The sequence below is a fragment of the Pseudomonas sp. TE21394 genome, assembly GCF_054057835.1.
Map to the genome: position 1 here is coordinate 4,883,275 of NZ_JBSRZR010000001.1, position 13,054 is coordinate 4,896,328.

Sequence of the window (13,054 nt, forward strand, 5' to 3'; positions counted from 1 at the left end):
GAGGTCAGCTTGACTACCAGGCAGTCATTGGTGGCCGTCGATGACAGGATGGGACGTTTGTGTGGCATAGCCATGCCGTACCTCCGGGACGCAGGATCTCTGCGTGGGGCCGGAGCAAGGTATATGCCACACGATAATTGCTTTGTTTTTCAACGCCTCAGCTTGGCAAGCGAAACAGATTGGGGAGGATACCCCGGCGGTATTCCCCGAATCGGGGGGGCGGCAGTGATGGCAACGGGTCGCGGCTGGCACCGCTTCGCTTCCGTTACCATCACCCTGTGCCGTTGCTCGCCTGCCCTTCAGCCGACCAGGCCGCGTACGCAGAAGTACAGGATCGAAGGCCCCATCAGGCAACCCAGGCCGGTGTGGAAGGTAGCCGTCAGCGCGCCATACGGCACCAACCGCCGGTCCGTCGCCGCCAGCCCGGCGGTCACCCCGGACACGGTGCCCGCCAGGCCGCCGAACACCATCGCCGAGCGCGGGTTGTCCAGCGCCAGCAGCCGCGCCGAAACCGGGGTGAATACCATCACCAGAATCGCCTTGATCAGCCCGGTGGCAATCGACAGGGCCATCACCTCCGAACTGGCGCCCAGCGCCGCGCCAGTCACCGGGCCGACGATATAGGTTACGGCACCGGCGCCGATGGTGGTCATGCTGACCGCATCGCGGTAGCCGAAGGCATAGGCCACCGCCGCACCGACGATGAACGGCAGCACCGTGCCCAGCAACAGCGCCAGCGCGCCGATCATGCCGGCCTTGCGAGCCTCGGTGGCCTGTACCTCGAAGGCCGTGGCGACAATGGCAAAGTCGCGCAGCATGGCCCCACCCATCAGGCCGATGCCGGAGAACAAGGCCACGTCGGCCAGGCCTTGCTGCCCGCCGGTAAGCGTGCCCCCCACCCACGCCAGCACCAGGCCGATGACGATGGCGATGGCCGAGCCATGCACGCGACCGAAGGTCAGGTACTTCGACAGCAGCACCGATAGCCACATGATGCCGCCCACCAGCGCGAATGCAGTGATCAGGGCGTTATGTTGCAGCGCATTGGCAATGATCGGCCACATGATCAACGCCCTCCCGCAGGGGCGGCCTGCACGTTGCTTTCGGGGCCGGGTTCTGTCGGCAGTGGGGCACCACGATGGCTGCGGCTGATCACCGCGATGGTCGCGCCGCACACCAGTACTGCGCCTACCGCTGCCAACAGCGCTACCGGCCCGCCGTGCAGGGCGGTGACCACGTTCTGCTGGGCCGCCATGGCCACCACCACCGGGATGTACATGGCGCCCCAGAAGCCCACGCCGAATTCGCATTCCTTGCTCATGCCACCGTTGCGGTGCATGTACAGGCGCGCGCAAATCAGCAGGATCATGGCGATGCCGACCCCGCCCACATTGGATTTGACACCCAGCAGCACGCCCAGGAAGTCGCCGACGATGACGCCGGCAAGCGTGCAGACCGCCAGCAGAGCCACACCATAGATAATCATTGTTATTGTCCTCAGGTAGTGTCGAAGTTGCTTGTTGTTGTCCTTGGTGAACCCACGTGCACGGCATTGCCTATTTGCGGGCCCACGTCGGCCGCCGCCAGGCAGCTGCCCTCATCGATCGTCGGCCACCCCCTGGCGCAATAGCGCATCCAGGCTGTCCCAACGGCTGCCTTCGACGGTCATCACCCGGCCCTGTACGAACACCGGCCTGGCCAGCCCGCTGAGTACACTGCCGGGCGGCATTTCCAGATGCAGGCGCACGCCGCGCTCATAGGCGTTGCGCAACGTACCGCGCCAGTCGACCAGCCGCGCCATGTTGCCGGCCAGGTCGTCGCGCAGGTGCTGTGGGTCGCACACCGGGCGTGCGCTGCTGCCACTGAGATAGCGGATGCGTGGGTGCCGCAGTTCTACCGTGGCGAACGCACGGGCCAGTTCCGCCGCGGGGCCCGCCAGCAGCGGGCAATGCGACGGCACACTGACCGCCAACCGCCGGGCCATGCCCTGCCCTAGCCGACGCGCCTGGTCAGCCACGGCAGCCATCGCCGAGTCGCTTCCCGCGATGACGATCTGAGTGTCGCTGTTGAGATTGGCCACATAGACCTCGCCGCCCACCGTCATCAGCAGGCGCTCCACGCCGGCCAGGTCCAGGCCACTGAGGGCAGTCATGCCATAACCTTGCGGATAGGCGCGCTGCATCAGCTCGCCGCGCAGGGCAACCAAGCGCACGGCGTCGGCAAAATCCAGGGCGCCTGCCGTGACTGCCGCGGGGTAAGCACCAATCGACAAGCCCGCCACATAGTCCGGCGCAGGGCTCCGTTGCATCAGCCAGCGTGCCCAGGCCACGCCAGCCAGCAGCAGGCACAACTGCACCGCACGGGTCGTCTGCAGCGACTGCTGGCTGTCCAGCGCCAGCGCCTGCTGGCCGAGGATGTCGCTGGCCTCTTCGAGCAATCGCCCGGCACCCTCAGGCAAACGCTGCAGCATGCCCACCTGCTGTGCGCCCTGGCCAGGGAAGGCAAACAGGCTGCTCATGCGGCACGCTCCAGGGCTGCCCATGGGTCGCTGACCAGGCGTGGCCCCTGCGCCGCCCTGAGCAGCACGCGGCGGCCCAGGCCAGCCCACTCGCGCAAGGCGATGCCGCCCGCCGGCGTTTCCAGCTGCACATCGATACGGCACGGTGCGCAATCGAGAGCTTCCAGCAGCTCCCGCGCCTGCGCACGGGGTAGCGGTTGGGGCGTATACAGCAACAAGTCGAGGTCGCTGGCGGCGTGGACGACTTGGCTACCGCTGGCAATCTGGTAGCCGACCGCGCCGGTAGGCCCCCAGGCCAGGCCGCTGGCGTCCAGTAACGGGGTGACCGAGACCAAAGCCTGCAAGGCAGGCCAACGGCTTTGTGCTTGCCAGCGCAGTGCTTCGGGGCCTTGTCGACGCTGAATATCCGCCAGGCGCATCATTGCCGCCAGGCGCCGCGCCCGGCCCTGGCCGCGTAGCCCCACCGCCACCCAGCCGGCGTTACCGATGGCACGACGCACCACCACCGGCTGGCCGTCGAGCAATACGTCTCGCGCCCATGGCGGTGCATCGCCAGGCAGGCCCGAGGCAGGCATCCCCCAGAGCAGGTCGTGCGGCCTTGGCGCGTTCATCTCAAACGCCCTGCCATTGCTGGCGCAGCTGTTCGCGTACCTGGCGCGAGGCGCTGCGGTGCTCACCCACCAGCCGCGATGACGAATCAGTCGAGGCGCCGATATCCCGCACGGCTTCGGCCAGGCAGGCGCGCACACTGGCGATGTCGGCGGCGCTCGGTGCCGCGGCATCCGCTACTGCCAACCGACGCCACAGCAAGCCGAGGGACGCGTAGCTGGCCAGGTCGTAGGCCATGGGTGGCACCTCGGCAGCCAGCGCCTCCAGTTGCTCGACACTGCGCAGGGTGATCCGCGCTGCCGCCGCCTTGCCCATGGCGTGCACCATGACCCCGGCATCGTCCAGGGCGATCAGGCGCTGGGCCTGGTAGCCGTGGGCCAGGAAGGCACCGGACATGGCCTTGCCGACCAGCAGGCCGATCACTGGGTGCCCGGCCAGGCGTGCCTGGGCATAGGCCTGCACCGCGGCCGCCAGCGCCTGGTGTATGCCCAGCGCCTCCTCGCGGCGGCCATAGGCCTGGCTGGGTACGTCGATCACGGCGACGATAGCCCGCTTCTGACTGTCACGGTCAGCCTCGACTGCCTGGCTCACAGCCTTGGCCAGGCCCCAGCCCTCCAGCAAGCCGACTTCGCCCGAACGAGCCCGGGGGAAAGGATTGTCGGCATCCGGCACTACGGCAATGAAGCGCGCCAGGCGGTTATCCAGTTCACCGTCGACTACTCGCAACGACGCCGGGTAGCCCGGCAAGGCGGGCCCGCCGGCCAGGCCCGGCAGCCAGTTCAAGGCTCGGTTCATTTGCTTTCTCCTTGGTAGAGGGCGCGTACAGCGGTGGCGTCCAGTTGCGGGCAGGCAACACCCAGCCGCGCCAGGCGCCCAAGGAACCAGTCGTACTGGCTGGCACGCTCCCTGGAAGGCTCGTCGAGCAGTTGCAGCAAGCGTTCGCGCAGGGCCTCGATGTCATCGGTCACGTAGCCATCCGCCAGCCCGCTGGCATGACGCTGCTCACCACCGGTCAGGCCCCAGATCAGCGGTCGGTCCCTGGCGTCGTACTCGGCGATGCCGGCCTCCTGTTCGATCACCTGGGGGCCGTTGAGGCCCAGGCGCGCCTCACGGGTAACCAGCAAATGGCTGCACAGGCCAGCGGCGATGGCCATGCCGCCGAAACAGCCGACCGAGCCTGCGACCAAGCCGATCACCGGCTGCCATTCGCGCAGTTCGACGATCGCCGCCTGGATCTCGGCAATCGCGGCCAGCCCCAGGTTGGCTTCCTGCAGGCGCACACCGCCGGTTTCCAGCAACAACACGGCACAGGTGGGGATGCCGTTGCGGTTGTCTTCGCTGGCCAGTTCCAGCGCACCCGCGATCTTGGCCCCGCCCACCTCGCCCATGCTGCCCCCCTGGAAGCCGCCTTCGATGGCCGCGACCACGGCGCTGCGCCCGTTCAGCCGCCCCTTGGCGATGATCACGCCATCGTCGGCCTGCGGCACGATGCCCTGGCGTGGCAGCCAGGGCGACATCAACCGGTCGAACGGCCCCAGCAGCTCGCGGAAAGTGCCGGGGTCGAGCAAGGCGCGGGCACGCTGGCGGGCGCCCAGTTCGACAAAGCTGCGGCTGCGCAGCAAGCGTGCAGTGTCAGTCATGGGCAATCTCCTCGAAGCCTTGTTCCAGGCGCAGGCGGACCACGCCTGGAGTAGCGCCGAAATCATGGATGGCGATATTCATGGCCGGCCAGGTGTGGCCTTCGAACAGGCGCTGGAACAACTGCGTCCAGCGGGCACCGCTACCGTTGACCGAGGTCACCACCTGGACCTGCAAGGTGCCGGCGGTACCAGGTTCGATCAGTACTTCGAGGTCGCCAGAGCTGACGCAACCCACCAGCGAGCGTCCACGGCCCGGCTCGGCGGCGGGGAATTGAAAGGTCAGGGTTTCCATGTCACAGGCTCCCGGCTTTGTCGAGGAACAGGCAGGCGGCCAGCAGATCGGCGGCACCGCCCGGTGAGGCGTTCAGGCGCAACAGTCGAGCGTCCAGCACCCGCAGCTGGCGGCGACCGCCCAGGGTGGCACTACCGCCGGCTTCGAGTACCGCGCGGGCGCCCTGCTGCAGGGCTTGCAGGCCTTGTGGGCCGGCGCGCCAGAGCACGCAGGTATCGCTGAGCACGGCCATGATCGCCAGCAAGGCGTCAAGCCGGGCATGCGGCTCGCTGGCGCCGTTGGTGCGGCTGCGCCGCAGTTGTGGCAAGCCGTGGCCGATGACCGCGGGGAAGCCTTGCTGGGCCTGTTCGCGGGCGCCCGCCGAACCATAGCGGCGGCGCACCTGCTGACCGTGGCTGTCATGCGCAATCGTGGCCGGGTCGTCAAGCAGTGCGATGCGCCCGGCGCGGGCGGCCAGGGTAGCGGCATCAGCGCCGCCACCGAGGGCCCTGGACGCGACCAGCAGGCCCAGTGCCCAGATGGCACCACGGTGGGTGTTGATCCCGCCGGTGGCAGCCAGCATCGCCGCCTCGCCTTCGCGGCCGATATGGCCGAGGCTGGCACGCAGCGCCTGGCCAATGCCGCCGATGGCCTGGGCGGCTTCGGCCATTTGCCGCAGGCATGGCCACAGGGCCAGCGCCGAGGCATGCATCAGGCCCAGAGTCATGTCGTGGTGGGCGCCGTTATCGCGGCGGTCGACCAGGCCGGGCTTGGGCGACAGGTCGGCTTCGTCGATCAGGGCTTCCACGGCCAGGTCGGCCAGGTGGTCGGCCAGGGAGATTTCGCTGGTCCGGGCTGGCCTCCTCGCGGGCCAGCCCGGCTCTACCGGGAGCGCGCCGGTTTCGTGGATGTCGAGTGCGTTCATCACCAGCTCCTGAACCGTGCGGGCGGGTTGTACAGGCCGCCGGACCATTCGACCAGGTCGGCAATGCTGCGCGCGGCCAACAGCTCGCGGCTGGCGTCGGTGCGGCGGATGCCGAGGTCTTCCGGCAAGGCAACCAGGCCCTGCTGACGCAGGCTCAAGGTGTCCTTGGGGGCGTGACGCAGGCCGATGACAGTGACCCCGGCCACAGCGGCGATCATCTGCTGGCGTTCTTCCAGGCTGCGCGCCTTGTACAGGTAGGCAATACCTTCTTCAGTCAACAGGTGGGTGACGTCGTCGCCATAGATCATCACCGGCGCCAGCGGCATGCCGGCTTGCCTGGCCACATCCACGGCATCCAGGGTTTCGACAAAGGTGGGCTTGCCGCCTTCCTGGTAGGTCTCGACCATCTGCACCACCAGCTTGCGGCCACGTTCGAGCAGCGTTTCCGGCACCGTCATGTCCAGCCACGCCGGGCTTGCATGGCGCCGGCCACGCGGGTCGTGGCCCATATTCGGCGCGCCACCGAAGCCGGCCAGGCGGCCACGCGTCACAGTCGAGGAGTGGCCATCGCCATCCACCTGCAGGGTGGCGCCGATGAACAGGTCGACGGCGTACTGCCCGGCCAGCTGGCACATCATGCGGTTGGAGCGCAGCGAGCCATCGCGACCGGTGAAGAACACATCGGGGCGCTGGGCGATGTAGTCCTCCATGCCCAGTTCGGTGCCGAAGCAATGCACGCTTTCTACCCAGCCGGTCTCGATGGCCGGGATCAGCGTCGGGTGTGGGTTGAGCGTCCAGTTGCGGCAGATCTTGCCTTTCAACCCAAGGGATTCACCGTAGGTCGGCAGGATCAGTTCGATGGCAGCGGTATTGAAGCCGATGCCGTGGTTCAACGACTGCACCTGGTGTTTTTCGTAGATGCCGCGGATGGCCATCATCGCCATCAGCACATGCACCGACTTGATATGGCGCGGGTCGCGGGTGAACAACGGTTCTATATAGAAGGGCCGGTCGGCGACCACGATGAAATCCACCCAGGATGCCGGAATATCGACCCGTGGCAGGTCAGCGGCACGGTCCACCAGCTGGTTGACCTGGGCGATGACGATGCCGTCACTGAAGGCGGCAGGCTCCACCAGCGCCGGGGTGTCTTCGGTGCTGGGGCCGGTGTAGAGGTTGCCGTCGCGGTCGGCCATGAAGCCTGCCACCAGGGTGACGTTGGGAATCAGGTCCACCAGCAGCCGCGAGTACAGTTCGATGTAGGTGTGGATGGCCCCCACTTCCAGCAGGCCGTCTTCCAGCAACTGGCCAATGCGCAGGCTCTGCGGGCCGGCGAAGGAAAAATCCAGTTTGCGCGCGATGCCGCGTTCGAACAGGTCCAGGTGCTCGGCGCGGCTGACGCTGGGCATGATCATGTGCAGGTCATGCAGGCGTCCGGGGTCGACCTTGGCCAACGCACGCGAGAGAAAGTCGGCCTGCTTCTGGTTGTTGCCTTCCAGTACCACCCGGTCGCCGGGGGCCAGCAGCAGTTCCAGGGCTTCGACGATACGTTCGGTGGGCAGCACGACGCCATCGGCGAGGTGGCGTACCCGGTCAAGGCGGCGCTGCTTCTCGGCGCGCCGTCGCGACCATTGCGGCGGTGGATGCTGTGTTGTTGTCATGGTGACTCCACGGGTTCGCTGTCGTGGGGCCACCTTAGGGCCGGGGGAGCTGGCGCATCAATCAAGGTCACGGACTGATCGTTACGGCCAGGTTAACGAATGCCGGGGTCGACTGCCTACGTTCGAGGGCCAGGCGAATTGTTGCTAGAGTGGCGATATCCTTGCCCAAGGTAAAAATGCAGAATCCCCCTGCAGATTTGTCGATTGTGCACGGTAAATTCGCATGACAGGATTCTGCGATCCTCCAGCGAACTCCAGACTTCACTTGGAAAATCAATAACAAAGCAGGGAGAACGCAATGACTGCGCACGCTACTACCTCAGCCACCGACCCTGTACTGGCCGAAGTCCGCAACCACATCGGCCACCTGACCCTGAACCGCCCTGCCGGCCTCAATGCCCTGACCCTGGACATGGTGCGCAGCCTGCGCCGCCACCTCGACCTGTGGGCCAGCGACCCGCAGGTGCAAGCCGTGGTACTGCGTGGCGAGGGCCCCAAAGGCTTCTGTGCCGGCGGCGACATCCGTTCGCTGCATGACAGCTTCAAGGCTGGCGAAACACTGCATGAAACCTTCTTCGTCGAGGAATACGCGCTCGACCTGGCCATCCACCATTACCGCAAGCCGGTACTGGTGCTGATGGACGGCTTCACCCTGGGCGGCGGCATGGGCCTGGCCCAGGGCTGCGAGCTGCGCGTGGTCACCGAGCGCAGCCGCCTGGGCATGCCTGAAGTGGGCATCGGCTACTTCCCGGATGTCGGCGGCAGCTACTTCCTGTCGCGCATTCCCGGCGAACTGGGCACCTACCTGGGCGTCAGCGGCACCCAGATCCAGGCCGCCGATGCGCTGTACTGCGGCCTGGCCGACTGGTACCTGGCCAGCGACAAGCTCGCCGCCCTCGACCAAGGCCTCGACCAGCTGCGCTTCGGCGACCACCCGCTCAAGGACCTGCAGAACCTGCTGGCCAGGCTTGGCACCCAGGCGCTCGACAATGCCCCGCTGGAAAAACTGCGCCCGGTCATCGACCACTTCTTCGCCCTGCCCGATGTGTCGGCGATCGTCGAGCAACTGCGGGCGGTCAGCATTGGCGACAGCCACGCCTGGGCCGTGGCCACCGCCGACCAGCTGGAAAGCCGCTCGCCGCTGGCCATGGCGGTTACCCTGGAGATGCTGCGCCGCGGCCGCCACCTGGGCCTTGAGGAGTGCTTTGCCATGGAGCTGCACCTGGACCGTCAGTGGTTCCAGCACGGCGACATCATCGAGGGCGTACGTGCACTGATCATCGACAAGGACAAGCAGCCACACTGGAACCCGCCGACCCTGGCCGCCTTGCAGCGCCAGCGCGTCGATCAATTCTTCGAAGGCCTGTGAGCCGGGGAGTACACAGATGCAAGACCTGGAACTGAGCGAAGAACAGATCATGATCCGCGACATGGCCCGGGACTTCTCCCGTGGCGAGATCGCCCCGCATGCCCAGGCCTGGGAAAAGGCCGGCTGGATCGACGATGGCGTGGTACGCAAGATGGGCGAACTGGGCTTGCTCGGCATGGTCGTGCCGGAACAGTTCGGCGGCAGCTATACCGACTATGTCGCCTACGCCCTGGCCGTGGAAGAAATCGCCGCCGGCTGCGGTGCCACCGGGGCGATGATGAGTATCCACAACTCGGTGGGCTGCGGCCCGCTGCTGGCCTACGGCACGGCGGAGCAGCAACAGCAGTGGTTGCCGCGCCTGGCCAGCGGCGAGGTCATCGGTTGCTTCTGCCTGACCGAACCGCAGGCCGGCTCCGAAGCGCACAACCTGCGCACCCGCGCCGAGCTGGTGGACGGCCAGTGGGTAATCAACGGCGCCAAGCAGTTCGTCAGCAACGCCCGCCGCGCCGGGTTGGCGATCGTCTTCGCGGTGACTGACCCCGAGCTGGGCAAAAAAGGCCTGTCGGCATTCCTGGTACCCACCGACAACCCGGGCTTCAAGGTCGACCGCAGCGAGCACAAGATGGGCATCCGCGCCTCCGATACCTGTGCGGTGACCTTTGACAACTGCTGCATCCCCGCTGCCAATATCCTCGGTGAACGTGGCAAGGGCCTGGCCATTGCCCTGTCCAACCTCGAAGGCGGCCGAATCGGCATCGCCGCCCAAGCCTTGGGCATTGCCCGTGCCGCATTCGAGGCGGCGCTGCTGTACTCACGTGACCGCGTGCAATTCGGCAAGCCGATAAACGAGCACCAGAGCATCGCCAACCTGCTGGCTGACATGCAGGTACAGGTCAATGCCGCGCGCCTGCTGATCCTGCATGCCGCGCGCCTGCGCAGCGCGGCCAGGCCGTGCCTGTCGGAGGCGTCACAGGCCAAGCTGTTCGCCTCGGAAATGGCCGAGCGGGTGTGCTCGATGGCGATCCAGGTGCATGGCGGGTATGGCTACCTGGAGGACTACCCGGTGGAGCGCTACTACCGCGATGCGCGGATCACGCAGATCTATGAAGGCTCGAGCGAGATCCAGCGGATGCTGATTGCCCGGGAGTTGAAGCACTACCCTCTGTAAATAGCCGCAATGCCGGGGCCGCTGTGCGGCCCATGGCCGGCAAGCCAGCGCTCACACCGACCGCATCGGTGTCAAACCTGGTGCAGTACCCTGTGGGAGGCGGCTTGCCGACGATATGGCCAGTGCAGGCATGTACAAAGGCGCTAGCCACTTCAGGCCACAAGTCAGCGCCAATAACGCGCATCATCCACCACGCTGGCATGCCCCTCGAACAACGCCGGCAACTGCTCCTTGAGGTAATCGATCCAGGTCCGCACCTTGGCATCCAGGTAATGGCGTGACGGGTACATCGCGTACAGCGCATTCTCCCTCAGCCGGTACGGCGCCAGCAGCCGGCACAAGCGCCCTTGTTCGATCGCCTGGCTGGCGGTATAGAACGGCAACAGGCCAATGCCCATGCCCAGCTCGCTGGCCACCAGCATGGCGTCGGCGACGTTGGTGGAGAAACTGTCGTTCGGCGCGATCACGCACTGGTCCCCCCCCTGCGGGAACACCCAGTCACCTTCGTACATCGGGTAGGCCATGCGCAGGCAACGGTGCTGGTGCAGGTCTTCCGGACGTTCGGGTACACCGTGGGCCTGCAGGTAGCTGGGCGCCGCGCAGGGGATGCTGAAGATGTTGCCCAGCGGCACGGCAATCAACTGTGAATCCGGTAGGGCACCGTCTACGGTGATCACCACGTCATGCCCTTCGGCCAGTGGGTCCGGGTTGCGCTGGGACAGGGTCAGCTCGATCACCACCTCCGGGCACAGGGCGTTGTAGCCGGCCACCAGCGGCATCAGCAACAGCCCCAGCCCATGCGGGCAATGCAGGCGCAGGCGGCCACGCGGGGTCAGGTGTGCACCACGGGCTTCGCCCACCGCTTCCTCGGTCAACAGCAGGATCTGCCGGGAACGCTCAAGAAACCGCTCGCCAGCCTCGCTCATGCGCAAACGCCGCGTCGTACGGTGCAACAGGCGGGTCTGCAGCTGGTTTTCCAGCTCGGCAACAATGCGCGACACTTGCGCTGCGGAAATGTCAAGGGCATTGGCAGCCGCAGCGAAGCTGCCGCATTCCACTACCCGGGCGAAGGTACGCATGGCATGCAGCATGTCCATGGAGGGGCTCCTTGTTCGATGTATTCTTGCGCCGCAGGCAGGAATCTATCACGGATTGGCCCATTTATTGTGGATGACCAATGAATCCATCATGAGTCATCCATTGAAAAAGGAGCCCCCCATGAAACGCTCGATCCCGGCCCTTGTCGTCGCCACCACCCTCGCCTCGTTCGGCGCCTTCGCCGACACCGGCAATAGCCAGCCGGTGAGCAGCCACTACCAATACGGCATGCCGCTGGACGTGGCCAAGGTCATCTCCATCACACCACCCAGCAATGCCGCCGACTGCCAGGTTGGCACCGCGCACATGGTGTATGTCGACCATCAGGGACAAAAGCGCGAGATCGACTACCGGGAGATGGGCAACTGCTCGCAGCAGTGAGTCAGGCCAGTACCGCGTTGATCCAGCGCACCTGCTGGTTGAAGTCATCGATCTTCGCCTGAGGCACCGCATCGCGGGCACGTTCGAAGTTGGCCAGGGTCTGCTGCTTCTGCCGCAGCATGCGCCGCCACTTGACCAGGAACGCCTCGCTCTTCTCCTGCAACAGCAGCGGGCCGAAGTACAACTGTTCGGCGCTGTATGCCGCCGTACCGGGCTCGGCGACGATGATCTCGTAGTCGAAGCGGTTCTCCCGCAACAGTTCTTCGCTGACGATGCGCAAACCATTGTCCGTCAGCCATTGACGCAGTTCGCGCTCACCGCCATTGGGTTGCAGCACCAGGCGGGTGACGCCGGCCAGGCGCTGCTTGCCGGCCTCGAGAATGCCACACATGGTATCGCCGCCCATGCCGCAGATGCTGATCACCGAGATACGGTCCTGCGGCTCGATCGCGGCCAGCCCATCGGCCAGGCGCACGCTGACCCGGCCTTCCAGGCCGTTCCTGCGCACGTTGCGCTGTGCGGAGGCGAATGGCGTTGGCGCCACCTCGCCGGCAACCGCCGCCTCCAGCACGCCGCGCAACATCAAGGCCACCGGCAGGTAGCCATGGTCCGAGCCAATGTCGGCCAGGCGCGCGCCCTGCGGCACATGGGCTGCCACACGCTCCAGGCGCCTGGACAAGGTCTGTTCGTTCAAGGTAGCCCCCTGGCTTTGCAATGGGGCGCGATTCTGACGGCGAACGCCGCATATTTCAAACACCGGGCTGCCCTCGACCGGGCCAGCGCGCTCGCGTAGGCTTGCCGCTTTCCTTCCGTTGCAAGGCAAGTCACACCATGGCAAATGCAGACATCATCTACACCCCGGACCCGGACGCCGAATCGATCTCCTCTGACGTCGCCGAATTCAATGGCGTACTGGTCACCACCCAGATCCCGACCCACGCCGATGGCAGCCTGGAACTGGGCGACATCGTCGCGCAGAGCGAGTGCACCCTGCAGGCGCTGAAGGTTGCCCTGGAAAAGGCCGGCAGCGGCATGGACCGGGTAATGCACCTGACCATCTACCTCACCGACATGGCCGACCGCGCGGCGTTCAACGAGGTGTACCAGCGTTTCTTCAGCAAGCCCTGGCCGGTACGCGCTGCGGTGGGCGTGGCCGCGCTGGCGGTGGAAGGCATGCGCGTGGAAGTGACCGCGATGGCCGCCAAGCGCTGATCGATCCACAACGCACACTCCCTGCAGGGGCAGCCTTGTAGTTCGCGAAAGGGGGCGCAGCGCGCCAGGCCATCAGCTGCGCCGCCAATGTCGCCGAGGCCGCGTCACCGCCCACCGCGTCGCAAGGCCGCTCCTGCACGGAACCGCATCCGCTAGCGACCGACACCTCTCGGCACCGCAATGGTGCCGCCGGCCGCTTTCG

15 protein-coding genes are annotated in these 13,054 nt (G+C 66.2%); 4 read left to right on the plus strand and 11 right to left on the minus strand.

What is annotated here, in order from left to right; all coding sequences use genetic code 11:
* Nucleotides 1-299: 299 nt before the first annotated feature.
* From madM to mdcA, 9 genes are all read right to left on the minus strand, one after another.
* A complete protein-coding gene (gene madM, locus ACVWZT_RS22385; RefSeq protein ID WP_296229795.1) occupies nt 300-1,064 on the minus strand; it encodes a malonate transporter subunit MadM in 765 nt (254 codons plus the stop codon).
* A gap of 2 nt (nt 1,065-1,066) precedes the next feature.
* On the minus strand, nt 1,067-1,486 hold the full coding sequence (madL, locus tag ACVWZT_RS22390) for a malonate transporter subunit MadL (protein ID WP_296229796.1): 420 nt from the start codon (nt 1,484-1,486) through the stop codon (nt 1,067-1,069).
* Between the two features lie 111 nt (nt 1,487-1,597).
* On the minus strand, nt 1,598-2,518 hold the full coding sequence (mdcH, locus tag ACVWZT_RS22395; protein WP_296229797.1) for a malonate decarboxylase subunit epsilon: 921 nt from the start codon (nt 2,516-2,518) through the stop codon (nt 1,598-1,600).
* The gene (locus ACVWZT_RS22400) at nt 2,515-3,129 is read right to left on the minus strand and encodes a malonate decarboxylase holo-ACP synthase (protein ID WP_457471484.1); all 615 of its coding nucleotides are present in this window, start codon (nt 3,127-3,129) and stop codon (nt 2,515-2,517) included. The genes mdcH and ACVWZT_RS22400 overlap by 4 nt, the downstream gene beginning before the upstream one ends.
* Before the next feature lies 1 nt (nt 3,130).
* Entirely contained in the window at nt 3,131-3,922 is a 792-nt protein-coding gene (mdcE, locus tag ACVWZT_RS22405; RefSeq protein ID WP_457471486.1) for a biotin-independent malonate decarboxylase subunit gamma, read from the minus strand.
* On the minus strand, nt 3,919-4,767 hold the full coding sequence (locus ACVWZT_RS22410; protein ID WP_457471487.1) for a biotin-independent malonate decarboxylase subunit beta: 849 nt from the start codon (nt 4,765-4,767) through the stop codon (nt 3,919-3,921). Before ACVWZT_RS22410 ends, mdcE begins: the two co-directional genes overlap by 4 nt.
* Nucleotides 4,760-5,059 (minus strand): malonate decarboxylase subunit delta, encoded by a 300-nt coding sequence (locus ACVWZT_RS22415; protein WP_296229803.1) that lies wholly within the window; start codon nt 5,057-5,059, stop codon nt 4,760-4,762. Before ACVWZT_RS22415 ends, ACVWZT_RS22410 begins: the two co-directional genes overlap by 8 nt.
* A gap of 1 nt (nt 5,060) precedes the next feature.
* Nucleotides 5,061-5,963 carry a triphosphoribosyl-dephospho-CoA synthase gene (locus tag ACVWZT_RS22420; protein WP_457471489.1) on the minus strand — a complete coding sequence of 301 codons (903 nt, stop codon included), beginning with the start codon at nt 5,961-5,963 and terminating at the stop codon, nt 5,061-5,063.
* Nucleotides 5,963-7,624 (minus strand): malonate decarboxylase subunit alpha, encoded by a 1,662-nt coding sequence (mdcA, locus tag ACVWZT_RS22425; protein WP_457471491.1) that lies wholly within the window; start codon nt 7,622-7,624, stop codon nt 5,963-5,965. The genes ACVWZT_RS22420 and mdcA overlap by 1 nt, the downstream gene beginning before the upstream one ends.
* 298 nt (nt 7,625-7,922) lie before the next feature.
* Between mdcA and ACVWZT_RS22430 the strand changes: the two genes are divergently transcribed.
* Nucleotides 7,923-8,993 (plus strand): enoyl-CoA hydratase/isomerase family protein, encoded by a 1,071-nt coding sequence (locus ACVWZT_RS22430; protein ID WP_457471493.1) that lies wholly within the window; start codon nt 7,923-7,925, stop codon nt 8,991-8,993.
* 16 nt (nt 8,994-9,009) lie between these two features.
* Nucleotides 9,010-10,161 (plus strand): acyl-CoA dehydrogenase family protein, encoded by a 1,152-nt coding sequence (locus ACVWZT_RS22435; protein WP_296229807.1) that lies wholly within the window; start codon nt 9,010-9,012, stop codon nt 10,159-10,161.
* Between the two features lie 164 nt (nt 10,162-10,325).
* On the opposite strand, the gene ACVWZT_RS22440 is transcribed toward ACVWZT_RS22435, so the two are convergent.
* On the minus strand, nt 10,326-11,258 hold the full coding sequence (locus tag ACVWZT_RS22440) for a LysR family transcriptional regulator (protein WP_457471495.1): 933 nt from the start codon (nt 11,256-11,258) through the stop codon (nt 10,326-10,328).
* Nucleotides 11,259-11,379: 121 nt separating this feature from the next.
* Between ACVWZT_RS22440 and ACVWZT_RS22445 the strand changes: the two genes are divergently transcribed.
* The gene (locus ACVWZT_RS22445) at nt 11,380-11,640 is read left to right on the plus strand and encodes a DUF2790 domain-containing protein (protein ID WP_296229809.1); all 261 of its coding nucleotides are present in this window, start codon (nt 11,380-11,382) and stop codon (nt 11,638-11,640) included.
* A 1-nt stretch (nt 11,641) separates the two neighbouring features.
* Here the strand turns inward: ACVWZT_RS22445 and ACVWZT_RS22450 are convergent, their stop codons facing one another.
* Nucleotides 11,642-12,334 (minus strand): tRNA (adenine(22)-N(1))-methyltransferase, encoded by a 693-nt coding sequence (locus ACVWZT_RS22450; protein WP_457471496.1) that lies wholly within the window; start codon nt 12,332-12,334, stop codon nt 11,642-11,644.
* Nucleotides 12,335-12,471: 137 nt separating this feature from the next.
* Between ACVWZT_RS22450 and ACVWZT_RS22455 the strand changes: the two genes are divergently transcribed.
* Nucleotides 12,472-12,852, plus strand: a complete 381-nt coding sequence (locus tag ACVWZT_RS22455; RefSeq protein WP_457471498.1) for a RidA family protein — start codon at nt 12,472-12,474, stop codon at nt 12,850-12,852.
* The last annotated feature ends 202 nt before the right edge of the window (nt 12,853-13,054 follow it).

Coding starts and splice junctions, on each gene's coding strand:
- madL (WP_296229796.1), bottom strand. CDS start 1,486: ATGATTATCTATGGTGTGGCTCTGCTGGCGGTCTGCACGCTTGCCGGC.
- ACVWZT_RS22400 (WP_457471484.1), bottom strand. CDS start 3,129: ATGAACGCGCCAAGGCCGCACGACCTGCTCTGGGGGATGCCTGCCTCG.
- mdcA (WP_457471491.1), bottom strand. CDS start 7,624: ATGACAACAACACAGCATCCACCGCCGCAATGGTCGCGACGGCGCGCC.
- ACVWZT_RS22455 (WP_457471498.1), top strand. CDS start 12,472: ATGGCAAATGCAGACATCATCTACACCCCGGACCCGGACGCCGAATCG.
- ACVWZT_RS22430 (WP_457471493.1), top strand. CDS start 7,923: ATGACTGCGCACGCTACTACCTCAGCCACCGACCCTGTACTGGCCGAA.
- ACVWZT_RS22445 (WP_296229809.1), top strand. CDS start 11,380: ATGAAACGCTCGATCCCGGCCCTTGTCGTCGCCACCACCCTCGCCTCG.
- ACVWZT_RS22435 (WP_296229807.1), top strand. CDS start 9,010: ATGCAAGACCTGGAACTGAGCGAAGAACAGATCATGATCCGCGACATG.
- ACVWZT_RS22440 (WP_457471495.1), bottom strand. CDS start 11,258: ATGGACATGCTGCATGCCATGCGTACCTTCGCCCGGGTAGTGGAATGC.
- mdcE (WP_457471486.1), bottom strand. CDS start 3,922: ATGAACCGAGCCTTGAACTGGCTGCCGGGCCTGGCCGGCGGGCCCGCC.
- ACVWZT_RS22415 (WP_296229803.1), bottom strand. CDS start 5,059: ATGGAAACCCTGACCTTTCAATTCCCCGCCGCCGAGCCGGGCCGTGGA.
- ACVWZT_RS22420 (WP_457471489.1), bottom strand. CDS start 5,963: ATGAACGCACTCGACATCCACGAAACCGGCGCGCTCCCGGTAGAGCCG.
- mdcH (WP_296229797.1), bottom strand. CDS start 2,518: ATGAGCAGCCTGTTTGCCTTCCCTGGCCAGGGCGCACAGCAGGTGGGC.
- madM (WP_296229795.1), bottom strand. CDS start 1,064: ATGTGGCCGATCATTGCCAATGCGCTGCAACATAACGCCCTGATCACT.
- ACVWZT_RS22410 (WP_457471487.1), bottom strand. CDS start 4,767: ATGACTGACACTGCACGCTTGCTGCGCAGCCGCAGCTTTGTCGAACTG.